Raw genomic sequence first — 22,562 nt, 5'->3', positions numbered from 1 at the left:
CCTTAATTCTCGTTCTGTAAAACCCTCGATGCCTTTACTCCCTCTTTCTCTTCTTTTAAAAACAACGATACGATAAACGCAACAATGATAAAGATTAATCCAAGTGTAAATGCACCTTGGAATCCTGATGTTAAACCGTTTAATTTCTCTACTGGATCCATTGGATTTGCTGAACTTTCCATATAGCTAGTTGTTCCTGAAGACATTTTCGAAATAAAGATAGCCGTACCAATTGCGCCAGCTACTTGTTGTAACGTACTAAACAGTGCTGTTCCGTGCGGATATAAATCTGGTGTTAATTGATTTAAGCCGTATGTTTGTGCTGTCATAACAAACATGAGTCCAACCATTAATACGCTATGCATGACAATAATTTGTACCATTGATGTGTCAGGAGTAATGCCTTTAAATAAGAACATTGCAATCCCTACTAACACAATACCAGGAACGATAATAACTTTCGGACTAAATTTATCAAACAGTTTACCTGCGATTGGTCCCATTATGGCGCTAATAATACTTCCTGGAAGCATGATAATTCCTGATTTAAAAGCTGTAACGAGTAACACTGTTTGCAGGAACATCGGTAATAAAGTCATCGTTGAAAATAACGACATCATCACAATGACAATTAATCCAACTGATAATGTAAACATCGGAACTTTAAATGCTCGTAATTCTAAAATTGGATTCTCAATTTTCAATTGTCGAACGACAAAAATACATAATGAGATAAGCCCAACAAGTAAAGTGCCATACACTTTCGCATCGGACCATCCTAAATCACCCGATGCACTAAAGCTATACACAAGTCCGCCAAATCCTAATGTCGATAAAAGGATAGATGGATAATCCACTTTTGGCCTCGTTAACTCTGTAACATTTTGAATGTACTTCATCCCAATCAAAATTGAAATGATCACGATCGGAATAACGATATAGAATAACCAGCGCCAATTGAGTGAATCGACGATTACTCCAGATAATGTAGGACCAATTGCTGGAGCAGACATCATCACAAGTGCGATTAATCCCATTGTGGCACCACGTTTTTCAGGGGGACAAATGAGTAAAATCGTATTCATTAATAACGGTGTAATTAATCCCGTCGCTACAGCTTGGACGATACGGCCGACTAATAAAACAGAAAATGTCGGTGCGAATCCCGCAATTAATGTACCGACTAAAAACGTTACCATAGCGATCAAAAACATTTGTCTCGTTGTGAGCCATTGCTGAAGTAATGCTGTAATTGGGACTAAAACACCAACTACTAACATGTAAGCTGTAGAAAGCCATTGAATCGTTGAAGCTGTTACGTCAAACTCTTTCATTAATACGGTTAGCGCATTACCAAGCAATGTTTCGTTTAATAATGCAACCATTGCCCCTAAAAGTAATGCAATTAAAATCGGGGTATGTTTCATATTAGAAATATCAACTTTGCCACTTGCAGGGCTCTTAGTTGTCATATTCATTTGCAAATTCTCCTCCTATTTCTTACGTAAAAAGCTTTAAATAAACCGGAACACATGTAATATAATATACATATGTAGATTAAAAAGGGAGAATCAATTTTCAGCCATTGTATACTTAATCTACAAAAAAGGAGAATTGTAGATGAATGATAGTGAAAAACAACTTGATTTACGTATTAGACGTACACATAAATTATTGTGGGATTCCTTATTTGAATTAATGACGCAATCAAAACAAAAATATAGTACTATCACGATTAACCAAATTTGTGATCGTGCGATGGTACACCGAACAACCTTTTATAAACATTTTGAAGATAAAGATGCTTTATTAGCATTTGGATTTAAACGATACAGCAAAATAATTGCTGAAATACCGGTTTCAGATCGATTAAGTAAACCATTTCAAGTAATGGAACAATTTCTACATCATGAAGAAATCGGTAAAATATTAGAGACGCAAATGTCTGATGAACAATTTATTAGCCGGACACAGTATTTAAGTCACGAAACGAGAAAACAAGAAATAGAAGCGTTAAATCAACTTTGTAAAAATCATACGATGCCAAATGATTTAATCATTGAATTTTATTCAGGGGCAATCACCTCATTAAGCACGTGGTGGTTTAAAAATGAAAGAAAAGTTTCTGCAGCAGAAATGGATCAATATCTCCACCAACTTATTAATCGGAATATTTTTCATTTTGAAGAGGAATAGGACTACACCTTTTCAATTATGTAATCAAATTGACCACAAAATAGGAATATGATATATTTTCCGTAGAATACTATATAAGTATGACATCAAATAAAATGGCATATAATAAAAAGAAGAGATGCGCTAACATCTCTTCCTTAACTGCTACCGTATAGGGTGGTGGTTATTATACGTTATTATTTTTTACGAAACCCACCCTTTTGCTTCCTACGGCGCGGAGTGGGTTTTTTGTTGTCCTTACTCAGAAGTTGCTTCCGCAAAAAATACGCTGAAACTTCACGTACAGTCGCTTTTACAAATTCTTTTACAAGGTCAAACAAAAACTCCATATTATCACCCCCTTTCCTTCCAAATGGAAAGAAGGGATAACCACCCACCCTCACAATATGCAGTTGACTTTATTTTATCAAATGATTGTAAAGATATTATGTAAACAAATAAAATCTCACAGAAAAAAGCCCTTCTAAACTGGGCCTTTTTTTATACATACCAATACTTCCCCAGTATTCGGAAAAGAAAAATACGTCGATAAATTTACATTTAAAATATTCAGAATTAACATTAAAATAAAAAATGGGGATAGGGGTATGGGATTATAAAATTTATACATAACGAGGGAATAGAAATGAAACTACAATTAAAAGCGGATTTAGGGCTACTACTAGTTACATTCTTTTGGGGTGCATCCATCTTACTTACAAAGGTTGGACTTGAAGGCATAGAAGAATACAACTTAATCGCATTACGATTTATTATCGCCTTTCTTTTATCAGGTTTAATATTTTACAAACATTTATTCAAAATCGATTTTAAAACTGTAAAATATGCATTTATACTCGCTTCTGTCTTATTTATCGTTTACATTTTCGCGACGTTCGGTACAAAGTACACAAGTGTTTCTAATGCTGGTTTCTTACTATGTCTCACAGTCATTTTCATTCCGATATTATCAGCTATATTTTTAAAACACATTCCGGAAAAGAAAGTTATAGTAGGAATCTTTTTAACGATAATAGGAATCGGCTTACTAACATTAACTAGCGAATTCAAGATCGGTAATGGCGATATATTTTGCATACTGTCAGCCTTATTTTATGCGATTCACGTCATCATTACTGGAAGCGTAACGAAACATGTGAACTCCATTGCACTTGGCGTCATACAACTCGGTTTCGTCGGTCTATTTAGTCTTATTTTTTCATTCATTATAGAAACACCAAAACTGCCTAGCACAACCAACTCATGGCTCATCATCTTAGCCTTAAGCATATTTTGCACCGCAGTCGCTTTCATCGTGCAAGTGATCGCCCAGCAATACACGACGCCTACACATACCGGACTTATCTTCTCATTAGAACCTGTCTTTTCCGCAGGCTTTGCCTTCGTTTTCACAGGTGAAACACTTACTGGGAAAGGATACTTAGGCGCGACACTTATATTAGTAAGTGTGTTGATTGCTGAGGTGGATTTTAAGGGGGTGTTGCGGCCTAATTATAAGAAAAATATGGAATAGTTATTTCGCTAACGTACATAAACATACCCCGAAAATATTCGTTTGTATTATTTTCACCCTCTTACCTTAATTTTTTTAGATGCTATCTTCGAATAAGGTAGCATCTAAAAAATGTTACAAGGAATTATTATATTTATGTAGCCTGCATAGTTAACCTTTTCTACATTACTTACTGCACATAGTCATACAGATTTTTCGCTAACAATAAACAAGTTACTGTAATGAAAAGAGCACGAACATACCCGCTTCCTTTTTTTATAGCAAATTTAGAGCCAATGATCCCTCCAGCAATTTGAGCAATCCCCATTATAAAACCATACGCATAGTTTACTTGCCCTACACACATAAACATCAACAACGCACCAACATTACTTCCTAAATTAAGAAGCTTCGCATTACCTGCTGCTTTTAAAAAATCATACCCAATAAATAAAAGAGAAAACATTAAAAACGAACCTGTTCCAGGACCTAGAAATCCATCATAAAAACCAATAGTAAAAACAAAAAAAGTAAAAATAATGACGTGTCGACCAGACAATTTCTTATGAGTAGAAATACTACCCCAATCCTTTTTGAATATCGTATAAATAGCAACCGCACCAAGCATAATCAACATCAATGGCTTCAGTACTTCTGGGTTCATTAAATGAACGGTCCATGCCCCTATTATGGAACCTATGAAAGTGAGTGGAACTAATTTAAACGCCGATTTCAAATCAAGATTACCAGAACGATAAAACACAATATTACTAGTTGCACACCCCATTGTCGACGCTAGTTTATTCGTAGCTACTGCACTTGCTGGATTCAGTCCTGTAAATAATAAAGCGGGTAAGGCGATCAGTCCACCACCTCCTACAACTGAATCAATGAATGCAGCTAAAAATCCAAAAGCAATCAAAATAATTAATACTGATGGGTCTAAATAAAAATCCATACTATTAACCTCCCCTTTAGTCACTATTCGAATAGTAACTAATAATTTGCTAAATGTAAACAGTTATTGTAACGTTGAAATATAAAGTGAGACTTTAATCAGTGGGGGGTTTTGTTCATCCCCCACTGATTATTAGTTGAACCAATCGGGCTTTTACGGGCAGCCCGATCCCCACCTAACTTCTTTGCTTCCGCTGAATTTTGAGGTGGGAGTCTTACTGCCCGGCAAATAGCGGGATAAAAGCAAACATCGGAGGACGAAAAAAGTGGACTACATAGTGCAACAGCTTAAAAAAATGGGTTTTAATGAATATGAAGCTAAATCTTATGTATCTCTTGTTAAACAGGGGCCTGTCACAGCCTATCAAGTGAGTAAGGATTCAGGTGTCCCAAGAGCGCGAATTTATGAGATTTTAGGTAACCTTGTAGAAAAAGGAATTGTCATGAAGGAAGAAATAAATGACACCACTCGCTATTCACCTCTACCTGTTGAAATCTTTTTACAAAAGGCTCAATCAGAATGGCAGTCTACTTATGAAGGAATCAGTGATTCATTAAAAAAACTAGAAACTTCCGAGGAAAAAACGGATAATCGAGTGATTACGTTAAAAGACAAAAAAACAATCATTAGCTATTGTCAGGCATTAATAAAAAAAGCAGAACAACGTATTGTCATTTCAATGTGGGATGAGATGTATGAAGCATTAAAAGAGGAACTATCTGAGGTAGCTGATAAAGTTACAGTACAAGGCATTACCCTGCATGTTGAAGATCCAATTAAAAATCTAGAAGCCCATCGTATCACACCTTATACAGAAACTCGCTCTACAGAACATTGGTTTATTTTATCGATAGATTCTAAAGAGATGATTTATGGACCATCACTTGAAGAGCGCAATGTTGCTTTTTATACAGATGACCCCGTTCATATATACCTATTAGAGGATTATGTATGGCATGATGTTTTAGTGAATCGACTTGTCCGACGTAGCCAAGATGATTTGGAGAAATGGATTACTACAGAGAGAAAATCCTTCTTTATGGGGAAATAAGGAGTATATTAAAAGAATCAAAGAATAAAGCATAAGCTAATGAAATGAAACACTTATGCTTTATTTTATTCGCAAGCCATACTCGATCCTTTTCACTATTTCCCCTCCATAAACCGCCCAAACTCCTTCAAAAATCGCAGCTTAAAACTTCCCCCTATCAAATAATTTTTTCATTTTATTATCTCATTTATATTTATCGATTTTTCAGTCTTTTCAAGAACAGCTATCACAATCAATCTCATGCGGTAATATAAATCATGGAGACAAAGCTCTTTTCTTAAATACTCATATCAATAGTCTTTTAGCTCGATTCCGTTAGCGGCTTTCGCTACCATTTTCGAGATAATCTTAAACTGTACGACCATAAGGGTTGGTACTCGTAACATGAAATTGCGCAGAAAGATTTTAAAGTTCGATTTTTCAACCATGCTCCCAGCAGCTAGTTTTCCTATTTTTTGATTCTTCTCAACAAACTTTCTCATCTCTTTCTCATAAGCAACATAGGCACGGGAATGATCACCATGCGCGTTTTTGAGTTCACCTGCTAATACATAAGCTCCGACAAGTGCTAGACTAGTACCTTGCCCTGATAGAGGTGATGGGCCATACGCTGCATCACCTACCAATGTAATTCGATCTTTTGACCATGTTGGCATGTGAATTTGACAAATCTCATCAAAATAAAAGTCATTCGCCTCTTTCATAGTTTTAAGTATCTGTGAAGTTTCCCAGTCTTCTGTATGGTCTACAAAGGCATTTTCTACAAGTTTTTTTTGAGATTCTTCATCATAGCGGTCGTACTCCAGTGCCTCTGATTGGAACAGGAGCATACCTTTTGCCTCTGTATTACCACGAGCGCTATACATACCCACAGTTTTTCCTGGCATTGTATAAAGCAGTACGCGGTGGTCGAGGTTAAGGTAATTCTCGAGAGTGAAAATCGATATATAACAACCAAGTGTACGTTTAAACTGTGCTTCATCACCAAAAGTCAGGGACCTCACATTAGAATGTAGCCCGTCCGCACCGATGACCAGATCAAACGTCTGTGGCTTTTCATGAATAAATTGGACTTCTACACCTGCTTCATTTTCATGTATAGCAGTAATCGACTCGCTCCAAATGTATTTAATTGTATCCTTAGTTAAATCGTATAAAATATTACTCAAATCATCACGCATGATTTCGATGTCCACACCATGCTGGTTCGCTAGACTTGCTTCACTTAATTGACCTTCAACCTCACCTTTGCTGTTCACGAAATAAACACCAGTCATGTTTGTGTCAGCTGCACGAACTTGATCGAGTATACCCATCCGTCCAAGCACCGTAACAGCTGCACCACGGATATCAACCCCATATCCACCAGAGCGCAATGCGGGTGCGCGTTCTACTACAGTCACGTCGAAGCCATAACGATGAAGCCAGTAAGCGAGTGCCGGACCGGTAATGCTCGCACCAGAAATAAGGACGCGTATCGCTTGTTTCATAATTACTTATTCACTCCTATCCTAATGAAAGTCTTAACATACCCTCCAGTATATTCACCGCAGCAAAATAATAGGTATTTAACCATTCAACAAATAACCCACTTGCTGAAAAAGTAAAAACCCTGCATATCAATATAGGACATTTGATCAAACTTTATTACAAATTATCAATACCTAAAACGTCATAAAAAATAAAAGGTGATACATCTTCGTTATGCATCACCCTTGTAATTCTTGTTCAACAATCCTATAAAGTTTTCAAGTATTCATACTCTGTTATCCCATACAAAAATATAATGCTTTCTTTCATAAACATGAACCCCATTTTTTCCAATACACTAACTTAATATTTTTATACACTTATATACTAAAGAGCCTTTAAATCAAAAAATTTGCGTATTAAACTTAATAATTTTTTCATATAAAAATAGTCGGCTATTTTCCCAACACTTAATTCATCCTCTCCACAAACCGCCCAAACTCCTTCAAAAATCGCAGTTTAAAACTGCCCACAGGTCCATTCCGATGCTTCGCCACATGAATCTCCGTCATCTCTTTCTGCTTCGTTTCCTTATCGTAATAATCTTCACGATACATAAGCATAATGACATCCGCATCTTGCTCAATTTGTCCTGTCTCTCTTAGGTCAGATAAAAGCGGTCGCTTATCTTGCCGTGCTTCTACCGAACGAGACAATTGCGACAACGCTACTACACAAACATTTAATTCACGCGATAATACCTTAAGCTTACGCGAAATCTCACTAATCTCTTGAAACCGATTGCCTTTATGCTTCGGATCGCCCATAATCAGCTGCAAGTAATCTACAATAACTAAAACCTTCTTATCACCGTGCTTCCTCTTTAACTTACGAGTTTGCATCCAAATATCTTGCACCGTAACGCCTGCATTGTCGTAAATCTCAAGCGGCAGTTCACCAATCTCCGCAAACGCCTTACTCACCTTTTCCCAATCTTCCATCGCAAAACGATGCTTCGGATTTTTCAGCCTACCTCCTGACACTTCACCTACGCAAGACGCCATCCTTTTTAACAATTGCTTACTACTCATCTCTAATGAAAACAATCCTACCGCCGCTCCAGACTTCGCCGCATGCAGTCCGACATTTAGCGCAAACGCAGTCTTCCCCATGGAAGGACGCGCACCAAGAACGACAAAATCACCTTCCTGCAATCCGCACGTCATTTTATTCAGCGATATATAACCAGTCTCAATACCCGTAATCTCTTTCGCATCTTGATGAAGCTCTTCATATAAATCAACTAACGCATCCTTCAAATCAAACTCACATACACAGTCCTTTTCCTCTAACTCACAAAGTGCCGTAATCGTCTCACCAATAATTTCCTCATTCTTCTCCGCAATAAGACGCTCTCCCATCTTGTGCCCGAGAACACCCGCCTGATACATTTTCCAAGCACCTCGAACAAGCCCCTCATAATAAGAGAAGTTAGCAATTGTAGGCACACCATCCATTAACCCTATAAAATACTCCAGTCCCCCGATTCCCTTCAAAAACATCGGGTCCACTCTAGAAGTGAACGTCACAAGATCAATCGGTTGCCCCTCATCTTCCATCTTTCGCATTAACTGAAATATAGACTTGTGCACCGACAAAGAAAAATACTGCTCCGTCAAACGGCACTCCTTAATAAGCTCTCCATCAAGTAATAGAGAACCTAACACCGTCTTTTCTGCCTCCACATTTTGAATACTCATGGACGCCACCCGCGCTCCGCTAAACAGCGCTGCAACTCTTCCTCAGACGGCGCATTCTTCTCCCACTCCTCACACCTCGCCAAAAACTCCTCCGTCTCCCCCGTGCTAACAGACGACTCCTTCTTCCTAAAGCTCGCCGTATCCGCCTCAACCTCAGATACTTTCGTAAATCCTTTCCCGTGCCACCCTCTCAAAATGCCCTTCACATAAGCAACCGTCCGCTTATTATTCTCAAATGCAATTTGAAGAGCCTTCAGCACAAGCTCCTCTGACAAATCATCCATCCACGCACTCAATTCCTCCACTGTATGCGGAGACAAACTACCGAAATGCTGCTCATAAAAAGAAAACACGCGACTCCCCGTTTCTTCCTCTATAACCTCTTCTTCCTCTGTCTCCTCACAAACTGGCTCAACATCATCCACAGCCAAATCACTCGGCATACCGAAATGTGCTAAAAGCATCGGAACATTCAGCTCCTCCTCGGCGCACTTCTGAAGAAACATATGTACAAACTCCTTATTCTTCACACCCTTAAGCTCACGAAGCACACACTTCTCCACATTCGTATTCGTCACAGGATTATAACGAAGCCAATTTAAAACGAATAACTCCCGAGTATCCGCATCATAAAGAATCTTCCCATAATCAACAAAGCGCTGCACAAGCTTATCAACAGTCTCCCGATTATAACCAGTCTCCATCTCCGCTAACCGCTTCGGAAAAGGAAAAATCCCACACTGCGTCGTCTTCGAACAAGTTAATAAGTAAACATAAAAATACCGCTCCTCCGGCGTCAAATCCAAAACAAAATCATCCTGCCAAAAATTCACCTGCACAGTACGATACACCGCCACCCAAATTCCTCCCGTCTCCATTCAAAAATGAAAATTCCTCTTTGTACTATATATAGGAAGGAGGGCTGGGTTTTTGGCGTGTTATTTCAAAATTTTTTTCGACTCCTACTACGGTGTTTGTTGGTGTTTTTGTTTTGTTATGTTTTTTCTTAGTGATTTATTACTTGGTAGGGGCTTGCAAGGGGCTAGTTATCGGTTACTTCGATTAAAAACACTCGATCTGAGAAGCCACCTCTTTCTTCTGCTTTCTTTTTACGGATGCTGTTGATTTCTTCTAGTGTCGTGCCTTCGTGTTCGGCTAGGGCGTTTATTAGTTCTAGTAGGTCGGATAGTTCTTCTAGTTTATGTTCTTTTGTGTCTGCTTCTAGATATTCGGTTAGTTCTTCTTGTGTTTTTTTGCAGATTTCTTTTATGTATTCGTCTTCGGGTAGAATTCTTGTTGTGGGTGTTTTTCCGTTGGTTTTTATTATTTGTAGGATTTTGTTTCGGATTAGTTTGTTGTAGGTTGGCATGGGATTTTCCTCCGTTTGGTTTTTCTTCTATTATAATGGAAAAGCAGTTTAACTAGGGGTTAAACTGCTGGATTGCTTCTTTTATATAGTTTTCTTCTTCGGTTGTGAAGAGAGCTAGAAATTCGGATAGTGAACTTATGCCTTTTAACTATTATCATACTTTCTAAATTAATTTGTGAAATATCAAGATAATACATAGTTTCTCCTACTTCAGGATAGAGGAGAGCATTCAATCTTTTCAAATCCACTATATATAAATCTCTAAAAACCACTCTCATTCTTTTACCGATTAGAAAGGCTTTTTATATAATATTCCGTTACTTCCACCCATTTTTAGTACTTAAAAATTCTTTCACATCATTTTCAAGAACTAAACATAAGCTCCTTAACTTATCTAATCTTTCTTCTACACTTTCATTTTGTATAATAAAATTATATAAACGTTTTTCTTGAATCTTACTGTAATGCTTATTTATTTGTTCCATTTCGTCCATATTCCAATTACATTTAGAAAAATCTATTTCTATAAAAGGCGGATGAGTAAACTTCTCACTACCACTAAACATATACTTCATTTTCATTGAATCAAATATTAACCAAAGTAATTCATCCCTTGTTACAAACACTGGAACCTTTTTCGCAGAGCTAAATCTTCCACTCACTAGTGTAGGTAACGTAAGGTCTAATGCAGCATTCCAAATTCCATGTATAAAGTGTGGAATAGTTTTTTTACTCGGATGGATTAATCTTACAGCCTTAGGATGACCACTCAATAATAAATTACCATAAATTACATGAGTTAAACTCATTATATTGATTTCATTAGCTAGAAAATCAATATAATTAATCATTTTTTTTACATTAGAAGATTCAGTTACATCATTATAAATCAAATATAATTTAAGTAAACATGCATAACTTAAAATAATCAAATTTTGAAATGAACTTTCTTGCTCTAAACTTTCAGCTTTAGATAATTTTCGTTTTGACTTATCTTTTACAGGTTCCGAAAATTGAATTAATTTACTATGTTCGATTATTTGTAGAAAATCCATTTTGAATAGATCTCTTAAAATATCAACTGTTTCATCTAACTTCTCATAATTAATTTTAAAATTATTAAGGTTCCTACAGGATTCCTCTACTCCTAGAGAATAATCAATGGATACATTATATTGTTCAATATGCATAAAAAATTTTTTCAATTCATACCAAAGTACTTCATCTACTATTGTCTTACTAGGTGTCCTATAAAACTCTCTAAGATATATACAAATATTAGTATCTAATTGTAATTGGATTACACTTGGATTTAATATCTTTACCAAATCTTCTATAGACCTAATTTCTTCTCTAATATACATAGAACTATATCTAAATTTCATAATTTCATTCCCCTCCACTTTGGTTTCCGCTACATATCCCCTAATTTGACTTTTAATTTGATAGGAGTTCAAAAGAGACATTCGCTATCCAGGGATCATTGATTATGAAGAAATACCCTTATGATATGCTGTGGCTAAAGCCATGTTTAAAATATTTAAAACACGCGCCCTTTTATATTAATTATCGAGATTTTATAATATTAAACTTGTCAATTCCCTGACTTTTCTCAAATGCATTTTCAATATACTTACTTGGATTTGCTAAAAAATCGTCTTCATTTATTATGGATATATACGATCCTGTTAACGAATTAACAGTTTTACATTTTCCACATGTATACTCTGGAGTTTTTAAATTAAATCTGTTATTTGATATAATACTGTAGAGTTTGCTATTACTAAGGACCCTTGAAGTACAACCATCCGCATTCTTTTGATTAGTTTCAATCCATCCATAACCACCATTGTGCTTCATAATCACACCAACAATACCATTAGTCCTAGATTTTCTATCTGCTCGCGTAATTTCTTTCAATGAATATTCAATCTCCCAATCAATCCATTCACTATCAATCATACTAGGAGAAATAATTACAATCGATACAGAAGTTTCATATATCATATCACGTAGATTCTTCTTAATATTTTCTGTTGTTGTATCAGTTAAATCTGGAGAATCACTTGTTTCCCCTTTATAGTACTGTGCGTCCTCTCCTAATGCATCAAGAATATCATCTCTTAAGTCTCGAGCCTCACTATATTTATACGAAATAAACGTCTTACGCGCCATATTTTCCAAATCTCCTATTCTAAAAATTTATTTACTTCTTTTCAAATGATTTATTATGTGAATTACATTTCGGATAACCTCTTCGTCTTTACATTCGTCATTCCCGATAACACGATAATATTTTTCTAATTTCTGGTCAGGGATGTATTTATTAAAATCGCCCATTACTGTTTCCCACAGCTTTTTTGAAGTAAACCCAGTAACTCCAATAGGAATTGGCATTGAACCCTTATCAACACTTATGTTAAATTCCTCTATAACCCCCTCAGCATCAAGAACTTCACCATTGGATTCGTTTATCTTATTACCAAACATAAATATCGAAATACCAATATTATCTATAATATTATTACGATGGATAGTCCATAATTTTCTTAAATCAACCTCAGCAGCAGCAGCTTGAGGAAAAGGCTTTGATATCAATCTTTCTTCTACTCTTTTAGTTCTTACTTTGTATATTTCTTCTAAAGCACCTGATAATACACAACTACCTACTCCTAATCCAAAACCAGTAACAATATTATTACCATTTCGAATAAGTTGTTTACTTAAAGAACTAGCAAATTCGAAGGAACGCTTTTCTCCCCAATCCCCATAATTAGAAGCACTTCCAGAAATAAAAATATTCTTCTGTTTCGACTTAACTTCCAATACTCTCAGTACATCAGTAATTTCACTATATTCTTCTACTAATAGTACTTTTATGTTAAAACGTTTTAAATCCTTAATCTTAAGCTCCTGTCTAATTTCTGCGTACAAAAAATCAGACTCTTTTTCATATTCACTTCTTTGAACTTTTTTCATAAAACAATAATGTGGGCGTTGATTATTCCCTAGTAAAATTCTAATTCTACTTAAAATATATTCAAGGTTAGGATCATCAAAGCTGAATCCAATAAACAAAAAGGTTTTTGAAACCAAATCTCCCTGAAGAGCAGTTGTGAATATTTGCCTTGTTAAGTTATAATTTTCATAATCATCCTTAGTTAGAACCGCCTGATGCGCTTGTGTAATATCACCATGCATTTTATATATAACAGCATCACAATTCGGCATTGTTGTAGCAAAATTTTCCGGAGTAATTTTAGCATCGCTCCTCTTATGTTCACTCTTTAATGAATCTTCTATCAATTGATCATAGTTTGTTGTCCAGAATGTTCGAATTGGCAATTTGGCTAGTATTTTATGATTCTCTGTCACATAAGTATCTTTTGTAAATTCTTCTATTAAAACCTGATTTATTCTTCCTCTATTGCCACCATTTTCGTTAACATGATACTGGGCTACTCCAATTAAATCCGTTTCTTTATCCACATCGAGACCTATTTCATCCGCAATATCTCTTAATAACTCTTTCCAATTTACAAACCCTGCTGGTTTTGAAAGCCCCGCACCAGCAAAGACCGCAGCTGTCGATTCTTCAATTGCTTTTGTATAAGTTCTTAAAAATTCATCTATTTCTCGAGACATCCTATCAACTTCTTTCTTCAAAATAATGAACATGGTTATGGTTAGTATTATCTAAATAAAATTTCAAATAATTAACATCTTAAGAATAACAAGTTAATAGGCATTATTTACGTCACTTTTAGAAATTACTAGAAAATATGTGGATCTAATTTAGACATTTATACCAATCTCCACCTAAACAAAAACAGGTATTAGAATTGTTAGTTCAATCCTAATACCTGTTTTTCATTTACACTTATTAATAAAATCTCTCTACCCTGTTTAACTCATCACTTTACTTACATCTGCACTGCCTAAGTAGACATTTGGCAGATCATATAATACCTCATAGGCTGAAACATATCTGGTTGGTATTTTATTCTGCTTCTCTATTTTACACTCTATATTATTTTTGGCACCTATAAGATGTCCATCAGCTTTCTTTATAAAGTACTTACCGTCTTGTTCAATTTCTTCGTATACTTCATTATGAATCTCCATCATTCTTTTAACAGGTGCTAAAATTTCTTTTTGTTCTTCTAATGATAATTGTTTTAAAGTCCCGCTTACTACATAATCAAGTAGTTCCAATGCAACGAAACGATTTAATTGATTATGATAAAATTGATTCGCATAATGACGCAAACATTTATAACATGATTTTTCACAATTATTTTCACAATCAGCTAAAATATAGCGAGCTTCTTTTATTATTTCTTTTAATACCGTCCCTGCAATATGAGCGTATCCAGCACCGCCTGAAAGTGTATCAAATAAATATATATCCGCTCCACCTATAGATAATGGCAACAAACGATAGCCTGCCGATAGCTCATTATAGTCAATATCTAGGACTCTACTTGCTGCCAACACTAAAGCTTCTCCTATTGTTTTTAACCCGTCATGTACCCATTGTTTTTCAGAATTAAAATCTATATCACTACCAAATTGTAACCGTAGTAATAATAAATCCGAATGAAATACATTTCCAAGAAATACTTTTCGTGTTTCTCCTCTACATTGCGACTCTTTTTGACCAAACTCTTTTTTCAAACGATAAGGGACATCATGAAAAGGTTTACGCTCTTTTTCTCCTGCTACCCAAATAGCACCACAATCTACGCATATTTCAAATCCCGACTTCCCATCTATACCTTTATTCATAACAATAAGCTTCTTATCTAAAGCATTTGTATATTTTAGTAAGGAGGAATCTTCAAAAGTATTTAGATTTAAACCTTCTTCACTCACTGGTATTGGTAATTGAGGCGGCATCGCATATGTAAACTCTTGTTCTCTATCACCTTCTCTTACTTCTCTACCCTTTTCTGGAGAAAAACCAGTTGGTCTTAGAAATGAGTCTTTTTTCAGCTTACTGCAGCACACAGGACATTGAGTATTATCAAATTCATCTAATGATACAAATAAACAAGAATCACAATATGTGACCTCCTTCAATCCTTCTATTTTCAAATCTCTTGCTGGTTTTAATCGATTTCTAGGGGTTGGGACAAAAATACCGCCTATCCTATATGTTTTTTTGTCTACAACAACTTGTTTTCCTGGAGCGTATTCACTCAAAGCTCTATTTATTTCCAGTTGTGGCCTCTGTTTTGTGATTACCTTTTTTGAAATATGATCCCATTCTTCAATATAAAGACTACTCAAATCTTTTGGAAAAGCATATGTAGGTAACATACCATGATTAAATAAGAAATCTAAAAACTTATTATTAGAATTATGCTCAGTATCCTCATCTTCTATATCTATTAAGGTATGTTTAATTCCCTTATAATTTTCTCGTAAATCATTAATTAATTGAGAGGCAGCTTCCTTTATTATTTTAATTTTTAATGTTATAGCAGCTGTTTCTGAGCCTTCCATCTTCGAAATAACCTCATCTGGGATAATATTAAAAATCACAGGAGAATAAATAGGTAAATCGCTAGTTACAAACTTTAACCACTCCTCAAATCCATCCATACTTGGGAGTGATGAGCTTTCAAAAAATGCTTTTGTATCTCCTAGAGAACTATTTAAAACACCATCTGTTCTACCATCTTTTAAAACATGCTCATGAAAATAAGTTTGAATAAAGAACGCATTTAGATGACGTTTAGCAATTTTTTCATTATCAATATATATAATCGGTTTCCTACTCGCACCACTAATTATCATATCCGGTTGTTTAAAATAATAATGATCATGAGGACCACCTTGAGAATATGTGAGTACTGTCGATAATGCTGAACCACGGCGTCCCGCTCGTCCTGCTCGCTGTTGATAATTTTCCCTTTGCGGTGGTACATTTCTCAATCCAACAGCTGTTAATGAACCAATATCAACCCCAACTTCCATAGTCGTTGTACAGCTTAATACGTCTACCGCTCCGTCTAAATCGTTCAAAATAATATCTTGAAAACGCAGTTCATACTCTTCAGTTGTTGCAAGTGCAACCTTCGGATCCTTTTGAGATAACTGTGCGGTATGTTCTTCAACTGTTAAATTAGAAATTTTCTCATTTTTATTTATAACCCCATTAATAGGAGAGCGCCAAAATCCTTTTTCTGAATCTAAAATTGTGCTCTCAGGACTTAGTATTTCAATTTCATCAGATAAACAATTTATACATTTCCCTTTTGCTACAACCATATTCAATTCCTTACAACGATTGCACTTATACCAATCCACTTCAATTCCAGGTACTAGTTTCAATTTTTTAGGAGTTAAATAACATTTCGCTTCATGTTCTACACATAATTTATAAAGTGTTTCAACAACTTGCTCCTTTTCCTCTTCTTTTTCAATATACATATCAATAACTTTATTTAGCTTTCTCGATCTATAACCTCTATCTACTCCCCAAGTCCCTTGGTTAAATCCCTTCACCTTAATACGTTCATGAGGTTCAATAGTTGTATCAATTGCTACACTATCTAATAATTCTTGGATAAACACTGCTATAATTGTATAAATATCACTTTCACTCAAAATTTCTTTTAATGCTTTTTTCATCTTCCTTTTTTCTTTTTCCATCGGCTCAATAAATCCTGTTGCAGTAGCGTATATTGAATATAATGGATGACAAATTTGGCGTAACAGTTCGGTTTTAAATCTATTTAATACTTCCACATCACCATCATCAATTAACTCGTCATAATCATCATCAAAATTTTCTTTAAATACTTGTACATTCTTCATAATAGATTTTCTATCTTCATCTTCAAAAAAATGTACCTTGTGTTTATCTATTACGTCCAAAACAGCAGTATATAACGAGCCACTTAATTTTGCTTCTTCATCCCCACTAATTAGCTTTTGTGCCGCTAATAGTATTACTTGCCTGAAAGAATCTAGTTCTACTTCATATGGTATATCACGAGCAAGCCTCGCTGCTTTTTGACGACCATCTGAAAATAGCAAAACTTTACGTCCCTCGTTTGGCAAACTACTATCTTTTTTAATAGGTTGTTGTAACATAAATTGCTCGCGAACTATATTGGCAAATGGTTGCTCCCCTTTTGTTTTTAAATCTTGAAGTGTACCATTTATTTTCCTCATACAACAAGGACATTGATCGAAAGTAATTACAGCTTGTTTTTTATTTTTCTTCTTCCCTTGACTTTTCTGATTCGGAATATATAGCTGTAAATACTCTTCCTCTTCACTCGGTTGATTGTATGCTAAGAAGCCAGTCTTAATATCTAACCAAACACGATTAGGTGGATTAGAACTATCCCAAACTTTTGAATGAGGCTTTTCTACTAACAAATGTATTTCTGTCAATTCATCCCCAACAATTCCAAAACCCTTCTCTGCCCATAAATAGTTTTGGTTGTTTTTCGCTACATACCCACGAATGAAAGAGGATCCACACTTTCGATGTGTCAATAATTCATACACCCTTGCCCCGTCATCACAACTACATTTTAATTTTGACGAATCATACATTTTCCCTAGTAAAGACTGCTCATCATTTTTCCTTTTCACATTACAGCTTGCATTTGTACAAACATAAATCCCCGAGACCCCTTTGAAGAACAAGTGAATCCGAACTGGTAATAAAACTCTTCCTTTTTCTTTTGCTGCATTTGCTAACATCAGTAAATTACTAGTAGCTTTCTCAGCAACTTCTCTCTCTACTTTTGGAAATATACTTTCTGCGATTTCTGTAAACTTTTTAGCGTTTCCACTTATAGAAGCTATAACAGTTTCTAACGGACCAAAACCATCTAACTGTTTGTACAAATATGAAGATAAATCTTCAATATCATAAGGCGTTTCTTCCCAATCTAATTGCATTAATAATTCATCCAAATGTTTTTTTAACCCTCGATATTGGTAAATTCTTTTTGTAAATAGATCACTATTTATATTGGCAAATATGTTTGCTTCTTCCGTTGTACCTATACGTCCCGCTTTCCGCTTCTCTCTTGTACCTTTAATAAGCTTAAATTCCCTTGTTTCTGCTTTTCCTGTCAACTGCTTTGCAAATTCAGTTGCTGCATTATCATCCTTGTCACTACCTAAACTTGCGCTCGTTAAAATACATTGTAAGCGATCTCGATCAATTCCCAACCTAGCTTGCAGACGCCTAATTAGTAGGGCTACTTCAGCACCACTTGTCCCACGGTACATATGAGCTTCGTCTAATACTAGAATAAATTTATTTTCTTTATCTTGTGCTAACCATTCTTTTGTTTCTTCCCATATAGAACGTTCAATAGGGCGCATTAACATATACTCTAACATCGAGTAATTCGTAACTAAAATATCTGGAGGTGTTTGCTGCATTTCATGTCTTGTAAAAAGTTCTCGATCACCAGGAATCGTTACATATTTTGATTCCCATTCACCACGCTTACCACGACTAAATTTCTTTAAATCTTTTGCTATCCACTTTCCCCTCTTCTTCATTTCCTCTCCTAAATTTGGATCATTCTCTTCAATTTCATTGTAGTATTTAATAATTTCAGCAAGTTGATATTTATCTTTCTTTTCTGTACGCTCTCCTGGATATGGAGTACGCGATGTATACATTCCAAATAAAGGATGTCTTCCACATTTCTCTTCAAAATAATTAGAAACCCTTTTATCTCCAAACAATTTTCGTAGCCTCGTAATTTGATCACTCACTAAAGCGTTCATTGGATATAAAATTAATGCTCTTACAGCATTTCTTTTATATTGTTCAGGTCTTTTATATCCCTCATCCAATAATGAATTTAAAATAGGATGTAAAAAGGATTCTGTTTTACCAGATCCAGTCCCTGTTGCAATAACTAAATCTTTTTTCTCCTCAAGAAAACCTTCTAAAGCTTCCTTTTGATGAACATAAGGTCGCGGGAATACGCCTACATCAGGAATCATTTTAGAAAGGGACATCATCATTTCTTGACAATGCTTAGGCATTTTAATATCCGTATATATCTCACCTGGTTCGTATACCGGTGTAGCTTCTATATATGGCTCTTTTGAAATAACACCTTGGGATTCTAATAACCTCCTACGCTCAAGTAATAAAGACGTTTCACTTATTGGGTATTGGGCCTCAATATATTCTTGAAGCTTTTGGTGCAATCGTTTTGATATCGATTTGATCGTATAATCAGTCAAATTCCCTTCCCCTCTCTTATTATCTATACATTTATCAAATACTATGAAACAAAAAAACTTTTACCTACTAGTGATAGATGGAGAATCAACTTTCATTCCTAATCTATTAATAACGTAAACAAAGTCGCCATAGTGTACAGTAGGTATAATCCAGGAAAATGGATCATACACATTCTCTGGAAACCCAAATAACATAAGCATATTCCGCTCGTTTTCAGGAATGCGATGGAAGAATTTCACCTTAAAGAATGTAGCATCTATCTCAAAACATTCCGCTGTCCTACTAATTCCAGCTTGTTTTTCTAAAGCAAATTTAGCTATGCCAACATACTCATTAGGAATCTTATAATAACTTATCCGATTCCTAATTTTTTTCAGCCAATAATAACTTGCTGGACCTTGAGCTATATGGCATTTAACTATAGCCGCACCATTACATTGAGATATTCCATTCTCATAACTCATCCATTCCCTTTTTTTTCGACCTATAAATATTTGATCTGGTTTATCATATAAATTACACACTTGAGATTGATTTAGTATCTGACAAAACTCTTTTATTCCAACAGAAGGCATCCATTCCTCTAACATTAGCTTTGGCAAGTCAACCTCATCTGAACCGTATCCGCTTCCAACTCCTATATAATTAGTATTTTTTTCCCGACCTTGTGTTGAACTTAATAAAACTTGCCTCTTTGAGACCGGCAACTCTACCACTCGCTCTGGCAAAGGTAAATAGTAACCATTAGGCAATTTTGCAACCTCACCTAAACTACTTAGCATGTTTAGAACTTGCTTTGCAATTGTCATATTTTCCTCTTTATCAAATAAATATATAATCTCTTGAAACATTGCCATTCCAAGCATTCGTTGAACAAAAGGATATAGCCTTGAGAAATGAACCTTCTGTATTGCCCCATTCTCTAACGCGTAAAATATAATTTGAGATTTAACATGATTATTAAGAGTATTTAAAATATCAACTTTTTGCTTTGATTCTAATAACTCCATGAGTAAACAACTCCTATGGTAAAGATACACTCACTTCCACATCTAATTCCTCTGCAATAAAATTAAACTGCTCTATATCAATATACCTCTGTAAAAACACTTGTAAAACCCAATTTATGATCATTTCCTCATCACAATCTACCTTCTCAAATAAACAAAACCACTGTTTAAATGTATGTACAATCATTTTAGGTTGCATACCTATTTCTTCTACCACATCTTTAAATTCACGAAACGCTTTTGATTTCCCAACTAATAGCTCATTCTCTACAAAATCCTCTATTGAAATAAAGCCAAACTTAATTTCTCCTAATAAGCGTGCCTTGCGCAATTCGCCTTTTATTCCTATAGAATCTGTATTAATAACCGGAGCATATTTTAACTTTCCTATAAAATCATTACTTACTTCCGTTATATCTTTCATACTAACTATTAATAATTCAGGATATCTACAATTTGTTGACACACTCCAGTAATCAATAAACGAAGGAATGTACAGCTCAGCAGATGAACTCTCGATATTTGATAAATGTAATGATTTAATCTTATCTATTCGATTATATTGGGTAAAATAAGATGTTAATACCTCATTTGAATACTCCTTTATATCAGGAAAAATAGTAATATGATCGTTACCTGCAATTGTCCACCCTAGAATTTGTGCTATATCAAAACTATTTTCACCTTCTATAATGATTGGATTTCTAAATAAAATGGCCCCGATAGTAGTTAATGCTATAAGCTCTGCCCTTTCCTTCTCCACATGAATTCGTTCTAAGTTCGTAATAATGTTACGAATTAGTATTTCTATCCCATCTATCATAATTTCTTTTTCTTGCTCTCTAACAAACCATTGTGAACTTCTTACATTAGTAACACTAGACTCTGCTTCATTGCCTGTGGACAAGGTCATTGGTAAAGGCAATAGATTCAACATTGTTTGATACACATTTTGTTGCATCTCTCGTAACTTTAATTGCAACGCCTCTTCAGCCTTTTTTATATGGTCATCTATTCGATTTTTTTTATCTGTCATATTCTTTAATTCTACTTTTAAATTTTCTTTTTCAAGCTTTAATTTTTTTGTTTCGTTAATAACTTTTTTATAATCACTTTCTATTTTTTTTCGGGCTACTACTAAATCCTTATCTACCTCTTCATTAATTTTTTTTATAACCGGTCCATATTGCAATAATTCTTTTTCAAATAGCTCCATCTCTTCTGGTGAAATCAAATGATTTTGCAATAAATTAACCGCTCGAGAAATACGACCTTTTCTTACTTCTTCAGGAATTTCACTAACTAAATCAACTAACATCTTTGTTATTTTCCTAGTAATCTCATGGGTCTCTTTCTCATCTTTCAATATTTTTAAAGCATCTCGTACTATCCTATCATTATTCGAACAATCTAAATAACGATCCACTTTTGTATTTATAAAAGCTGTAGAAATAAAATATCTTTCAACTCCAAAATTAACATCATAATATTCAATGATATCAACATTATTCTTTCTTACATCCAACAACCCGTTATCATTAAGTTCGGCAATCCATTGATTTTCTTTGTTAAGCTTTGGTGAATAAGGGCCTATCAAATACCCATCTGCAGTTAAAAGTACTATTTTAGAAGTGAATTCATGAGTTTTCACTATCCCATTCTTAATGAGAGACACGAGCTCTAGTTCATGCCTTTCAACAGAATAATCCACCTTAACAATTTCAACGTATCCAATATTAGAAGCTTCTTGTGAAACTACATACTTAGAAGAGACTGGTATATTAATATCATAGGTATTACTTTCAACTACCGTATAAAAACCTAATTTCCCTTTATAAGCATCTGATGGTACTTTGTAATAAAACACTTTCCCTGTGTTTGGGAATTCCTCGATACTATCTTCTAATCTACACAAGTGATTATTCTGTACTTTTGCTAGTACTTTTATAAACGTTTGCTTCCTCTCATTTATCCAATCTATAGCACCAAAGATAACTTTCAATATAACCCCTCCA

The 22,562-nt window shown here is 34.9% G+C and carries 16 protein-coding genes and 1 pseudogene; 3 read left to right on the top strand and 14 right to left on the bottom strand.

Annotated elements, in window-relative coordinates:
• Window positions 1-2 precede the first annotated feature (2 nt).
• Entirely contained in the window at window positions 3-1,478 is a 1,476-nt protein-coding gene (locus J0835_RS05010) for an MDR family MFS transporter (RefSeq protein WP_087979695.1), read from the bottom strand.
• Between the two features lie 142 nt (window positions 1,479-1,620).
• Between J0835_RS05010 and J0835_RS05005 the strand changes: the two genes are divergently transcribed.
• The gene (locus J0835_RS05005) at window positions 1,621-2,196 is read left to right on the top strand and encodes a TetR/AcrR family transcriptional regulator (RefSeq protein ID WP_087979636.1); all 576 of its coding nucleotides are present in this window, start codon (window positions 1,621-1,623) and stop codon (window positions 2,194-2,196) included.
• 176 nt (window positions 2,197-2,372) lie between these two features.
• Here J0835_RS05005 and J0835_RS05000 read toward each other — a convergent pair whose 3' ends face one another.
• Window positions 2,373-2,525, bottom strand: a complete 153-nt coding sequence (locus tag J0835_RS05000; RefSeq protein ID WP_016082654.1) for a hypothetical protein — start codon at window positions 2,523-2,525, stop codon at window positions 2,373-2,375.
• 296 nt (window positions 2,526-2,821) lie between these two features.
• Here J0835_RS05000 and J0835_RS04995 point away from each other — a divergent pair, with 296 nt between their 5' ends.
• Window positions 2,822-3,709 (top strand): DMT family transporter, encoded by an 888-nt coding sequence (locus J0835_RS04995; protein ID WP_087979635.1) that lies wholly within the window; start codon window positions 2,822-2,824, stop codon window positions 3,707-3,709.
• A gap of 169 nt (window positions 3,710-3,878) precedes the next feature.
• Here J0835_RS04995 and J0835_RS04990 read toward each other — a convergent pair whose 3' ends face one another.
• Window positions 3,879-4,646 (bottom strand): TSUP family transporter, encoded by a 768-nt coding sequence (locus tag J0835_RS04990; protein WP_087979634.1) that lies wholly within the window; start codon window positions 4,644-4,646, stop codon window positions 3,879-3,881.
• Window positions 4,647-4,911: 265 nt separating this feature from the next.
• Here J0835_RS04990 and J0835_RS04985 point away from each other — a divergent pair, with 265 nt between their 5' ends.
• A complete protein-coding gene (locus J0835_RS04985) occupies window positions 4,912-5,697 on the top strand; it encodes a TrmB family transcriptional regulator (RefSeq protein WP_087979633.1) in 786 nt (261 codons plus the stop codon).
• Between the two features lie 290 nt (window positions 5,698-5,987).
• On the opposite strand, the gene J0835_RS04980 is transcribed toward J0835_RS04985, so the two are convergent.
• The 11 genes and pseudogenes from J0835_RS04980 to J0835_RS04930 all read right to left on the bottom strand — a co-directional run bounded on the left by J0835_RS04980 (window position 5,988) and on the right by J0835_RS04930 (window position 22,549).
• Window positions 5,988-7,187, bottom strand: a complete 1,200-nt coding sequence (locus J0835_RS04980) for an FAD-dependent monooxygenase (RefSeq protein ID WP_087979632.1) — start codon at window positions 7,185-7,187, stop codon at window positions 5,988-5,990.
• A 450-nt stretch (window positions 7,188-7,637) separates the two neighbouring features.
• Entirely contained in the window at window positions 7,638-8,927 is a 1,290-nt protein-coding gene (dnaB, locus tag J0835_RS04975) for a replicative DNA helicase (RefSeq protein WP_140386684.1), read from the bottom strand.
• On the bottom strand, window positions 8,924-9,784 hold the full coding sequence (locus J0835_RS04970; RefSeq protein WP_087979630.1) for a DnaD domain-containing protein: 861 nt from the start codon (window positions 9,782-9,784) through the stop codon (window positions 8,924-8,926). The genes dnaB and J0835_RS04970 overlap by 4 nt, the downstream gene beginning before the upstream one ends.
• 185 nt (window positions 9,785-9,969) lie before the next feature.
• Window positions 9,970-10,296, bottom strand: coding sequence for a nucleoside triphosphate pyrophosphohydrolase (locus J0835_RS04965; protein ID WP_087979629.1), 327 nt, complete (start codon window positions 10,294-10,296; stop codon window positions 9,970-9,972).
• Between the two features lie 52 nt (window positions 10,297-10,348).
• A pseudogene (locus J0835_RS04960) lies at window positions 10,349-10,505 on the bottom strand (MerR family transcriptional regulator); the annotation flags it as partial.
• A gap of 108 nt (window positions 10,506-10,613) precedes the next feature.
• Window positions 10,614-11,681 (bottom strand): hypothetical protein, encoded by a 1,068-nt coding sequence (locus J0835_RS04955; RefSeq protein ID WP_087979628.1) that lies wholly within the window; start codon window positions 11,679-11,681, stop codon window positions 10,614-10,616.
• Window positions 11,682-11,862: 181 nt separating this feature from the next.
• Window positions 11,863-12,471 carry a TIR domain-containing protein gene (locus J0835_RS04950; RefSeq protein ID WP_087979627.1) on the bottom strand — a complete coding sequence of 203 codons (609 nt, stop codon included), beginning with the start codon at window positions 12,469-12,471 and terminating at the stop codon, window positions 11,863-11,865.
• 27 nt (window positions 12,472-12,498) lie between these two features.
• On the bottom strand, window positions 12,499-13,941 hold the full coding sequence (locus J0835_RS04945) for an SIR2 family protein (RefSeq protein ID WP_242250112.1): 1,443 nt from the start codon (window positions 13,939-13,941) through the stop codon (window positions 12,499-12,501).
• A gap of 261 nt (window positions 13,942-14,202) precedes the next feature.
• Window positions 14,203-19,536 carry a DEAD/DEAH box helicase gene (locus J0835_RS04940; RefSeq protein WP_087979625.1) on the bottom strand — a complete coding sequence of 1,778 codons (5,334 nt, stop codon included), beginning with the start codon at window positions 19,534-19,536 and terminating at the stop codon, window positions 14,203-14,205.
• Window positions 19,537-19,596: 60 nt separating this feature from the next.
• Entirely contained in the window at window positions 19,597-20,547 is a 951-nt protein-coding gene (locus tag J0835_RS04935; protein ID WP_087979624.1) for a hypothetical protein, read from the bottom strand.
• Window positions 20,548-20,560: 13 nt separating this feature from the next.
• Window positions 20,561-22,549: a hypothetical protein gene (locus J0835_RS04930; RefSeq protein ID WP_087979623.1), complete on the bottom strand. Its 1,989-nt coding sequence runs from the start codon at window positions 22,547-22,549 to the stop codon at window positions 20,561-20,563.
• Window positions 22,550-22,562 lie beyond the last annotated feature (13 nt).

Origin of the sequence: Bacillus cereus group sp. Sample62, assembly GCF_036851315.1 — a bacterium.
Lineage (GTDB): Bacteria > Bacillota > Bacilli > Bacillales > Bacillaceae_G > Bacillus_A > Bacillus_A wiedmannii.
The sequence above is the reverse complement of the archived record's forward strand: the minus strand, read 5'-3'. Positions and strand labels throughout refer to the sequence as shown.